This window comes from Caldimonas tepidiphila (assembly GCF_003569765.1).
In the GTDB taxonomy this organism is placed as follows: Bacteria; Pseudomonadota; Gammaproteobacteria; order Burkholderiales; family Burkholderiaceae_C; genus Caldimonas; species Caldimonas tepidiphila.
The window spans coordinates 1-3,780 of record NZ_QXMG01000132.1; the positions used below are offsets into that span (position 1 = coordinate 1).

The following is a 3,780-nucleotide window of genomic DNA, read 5'->3' on the forward strand; positions in this document are numbered from 1 at the left end:
CGCTCGATCGTCTTGACCGTGAAGCGGATCGTCATCAGCTCGCTGCTGATGCCGGCCTGGGCCTTGTTGTAGGCGGGCGACTTGTAGCCGTCGCGCTCGAAGGCCTGGCGCATGTCCTCGAAGTGGCCGCGCAACACGGCGAACTTGGCCAGCGCCTGGTTCTTCAGCTCCTCGAGCTTCTTGGTCAGGGCCCTGGAGCCGCCGTTGCCGTCGTCGTCGTCCTCTTCGTCGTCGAAGAAGTCGACGTCCTCCTCGGCCACGTAGTCGTCAGCCTCGTTGGCGGAGATGAAGCCGTCGACCACCTCGGAGATCTGCGCCTCGCCGGCGGCGACCTTGTCGGCCAGCGCCAGGACCTCGGCGATCGTCGTCGGCGAGGTGGAGATCGCCAGCATCATCGCCTGCAGGCCGCCCTCGATGCGCTTGGCGATCTCGATCTCGCCCTCGCGCGTGAGCAGCTCGACCGAGCCCATCTCGCGCATGTACATGCGCACTGGGTCGGTGGTGCGGCCGAACTCTGAGTCGACCGTCGAAAGGGCAGCCTCCGCGGCTTCCTCGGCCTCTTCGTCCGTCGACGCCTCGCGGGAGGCGCTGGCCAGCAGCAGCGTGGCGTCGTCGGGCGCTTGCTCGTAGACGGCCACGCCCAAATCATTGAGCATGCCAACGATGGCGTCGATCATCTCAGAGCCGACGACTTTTTCCGGCAGGTGATCGTTGAGATCTGCATGCGTGAGGAAGCCGCGCGTCTTGCCAAGCTTGATCAACGCCCGCAACTCGTTGCGACGCTTGTTGGCCTCCTCCTCGCTGAGGTTCACGTCTTCCAGTCCGAACTCGCGAATGAGCGCGCGTTCCTTCGACTTAGAGACCTTCATGCGCAGCGGCTTGGCCTTGGGCTTGTCGCCGGTCTCGGCAGCCGTCTCCTCGACCTCGGGCTCGATGTCACCATCCAGATCAGCCTCGATGTCGGAAAAGTCCTCGTCCGCATCAACCTTGGGCGCTTCGACCTTCTTGGCAGTGGTCTCTGCCTTGGGCTTGCGGACACCCTTGACCTTGGCTGGTTCCACGACGGCTTGCGCCTTGGCTGCCTTCACAACGACCTTCTTGGCGGGCTTCTTCTTCCCCAGGATCTCGTCGGCTTGTGCCAACAGGGCTGCGCGGGTGCTCGTTGCGGTCATGCGGTTCCTTGAAAAATCTGTGGTTCGATGTGAGCTGCGTTGGGTGCGGAGTCTGGTGTTAGCGCACGCGGGTCCTGCATGGCCTCAAACGGAAATAGCGAAGGCGACTCCAAAACGAAAAAGCCGCCCATAGTAGTGATCGTCTCTCCTAAACGAGAAATTTGAGATCCGGCTGACACGGCGGCCCTAAGAATCCGTTTGAAAAGTCGTCGGATCTGTGGTGTAACGGCGGGATGTGGACGAAAGAGCACCATGAGTGGCAGGCCGAGCTTGCCAGGAAGACCAAGCCCTATCCGAACGATCTGACGGACGTGGAGTGGGTGGCGATGCAGCCGCTGCTGCCCGAACCCGTGACCGTCAGCGTAACTAACTGCCCCAGCGTGTCCACGGCCATGTGCACCTTGCTGCCCCGACGGCGCTTGTAACCGTCATATCCGGCCCGCGTGCCGCTCTCGCAACTGCTTTGCGGCGTACGCCCGTCGAGCACCACTGCATTGGGCTGTCCCTTGCGGCCTACGGCTTCTCGGATGATCGAGCGCATGTCGCTGACCATCGCCTCAAAGCAGCCCGCCTCGCCCCAGCGGCCGAACTGCTGATACACCACCTGCCAAGGTAGGAAGTCGTTGGGCAACATGCACCAGGGCCCTCCGGCCCTTGCCAGCCAGCGCGGCGCGTTGAAGACCTCGCGCATGCTGTGGCGCCGCTGCGGCGCGTCTTCCTCCATCAGCGTCAGGTACGGCGCGACGAACGCCCACTCCACATCGCTCAGATCACTCGGGTACGGCTTCCTGTTCATCTCCAATAGATGGGGACGAGCGCTCATACCCCAGCTGAAAGTTCATAACACGCTCTAACTCTATATCTGGTTCTCCACCGCTTTGACATCGAAGGTCGAAGTGCAAATTCCAATCATCCTAAAAGATAACCTCACCATCTGGACAACTCCATTGTCAGTCCAGAAGGAAAAATTTCTTGGTTTTATCAAGTTTTTGATTTTCTTTATCTGGATCTCCGTTATGCCCCTGGGGGCGGACGGTTATTCATCCAGCGCGCCAATAGTCTTTCTAGCAATACCTGCAGCTCATCAGCTTGCTCATCTGTTACCGGATCGACCAGATCCACGCGTACCTTGTGATTGGCATCAAGGCGCAGCCATCCAACGATCTCGACGCCACATGTCAATTCCATCCGGACGGATGTGTTGGTCGGACCAACATTTTGCAGGCAGCGAAGAAGTGGCTCCCGATCTAGAGGGCCATGACGTTCCCGCACTTGACGTACCCTGCTTAAAAATCCATCGTCTCGCAACATTTGAGTTAAGCGATCTGCGTCCTTGAGTTGCCATTGCAAGGGCGAGCGAATTGTCTCATGCAGTTCGCCCGGCAGTTGGACCAGGCGTATCGCCCGAGATACCGAAGCGAGATCCAGACCCACTGACTGAGTAAGTTGGCGCAACGAGCGGTAAAGCCCTGCGTCCATAGCTCGCATGCACATGCGCCCTAACTCAATGGGGCGCAACGGCGCATGTGAGGTGTTTTCATAGTACATCAGTCGGAACAACTCCTCATCAGTCACATTTTCCAAAACGATAGCCTTGACGTAAAGTCCTAGCTCTTGACACGCACGTACTCGCCGGTGGCCTGTCACAATCTCAAATATTTTCTCCCCGGGAAGACTGGGTTTTTCTACGCGCAAGAGCACCGGTTGCGTATTGCCACCGGTGCGCGCAATATCAGCCTTCAAGGCCGAAAACTCTTTTCCTTCGTAAGTCGCAGGCAACCTGTTTTCCAAAAACGTGCCCACAATCCGCCTGGTGTCAAGCTCAACAACAGCGTTGATTCCCTCGGGGTTGCTTAACGTGGGTCCTTGCTGCTGCGACACTCGAGTCAGTACATCCGATAGTTGATGCAGAGGAGTTCTATCTAGAAATTGCCCCGGTAGCACACTCGGATTTTTGATGGTAAGTGAAGGTCCATTTTCTTCCGCCTGTGATGAGTTGGCTGCCAAGGTATTCTTCCGCCATGATCCCCGATCTTTCGATGGCGAAAAAACCTGCTTCTTGGTGCTATTGGCCTTCGCTGCCCGCTTCGCGTGTTTTTCCATAATTTATTCCTTGATGTCAAAGCCCATCTTATATTCTGCATTTCCAGAGGTTTCGCCTGCGTGCCATTTGATTCCTCCATTTCTTTTATTATCTGGAATGACAAGCCTTGCTGACTCTTTCTCAGCAGGGCCCTTGGATGCGAATCACGACGCATACGATAGCACCTGAGGAGATGTCATCTGTTCTTGGGCAGCGTTTAGTTAAAGAAAATTTTTGCGTAGTGAAGCCGCAAGCAAGAAGGACTCGCCAAAATGATACAAAGTATCAATATCCCGTGATGCTGCTTCTTGTAGGTATGCAAGAAAGAGAAAATTTGCAGGGGTCAGTTCATGAGCGGAGGATCTGACTAATCTAGCCCCCTGAATCCCCGGGCACGGCCTACTGCTTGGCGGTCTCAAATCTGAAGTGCAACACCTTGCTGGTAGGTAAGGTCCGCACATGACGACACCTGATTCGTCACGAAGCTCAGCTTGGCTCATCCTGTGAGACTGTCGACCACTACGC

The 3,780-nt window shown here is 56.9% G+C and carries 2 protein-coding genes and 1 pseudogene; all 3 read right to left on the reverse strand.

Features of this window, described 5'->3' with window-relative positions:
* Positions 1 to 1,172: RNA polymerase sigma factor region1.1 domain-containing protein (locus D3A59_RS24640; protein WP_272868094.1), on the reverse strand; the 1,172-nt coding region annotated here is incomplete at its 3' end.
* A 349-nt stretch (positions 1,173 to 1,521) separates the two neighbouring features.
* Positions 1,522 to 1,968, reverse strand: a pseudogene (locus tag D3A59_RS24650) (transposase); the annotation flags it as partial.
* 218 nt (positions 1,969 to 2,186) lie between these two features.
* Positions 2,187 to 3,275: a ParB/RepB/Spo0J family partition protein gene (locus tag D3A59_RS24655; protein ID WP_119157941.1), complete on the reverse strand. Its 1,089-nt coding sequence runs from the start codon at positions 3,273 to 3,275 to the stop codon at positions 2,187 to 2,189.
* Positions 3,276 to 3,780: the final 505 nt, after the last annotated feature.

What these genes read in the sequence shown, in the direction of transcription:
- D3A59_RS24655 (WP_119157941.1), bottom strand. Translation starts at nt 3,275, where the DNA reads ATGGAAAAACACGCGAAGCGGGCAGCGAAGGCCAATAGCACCAAGAAG.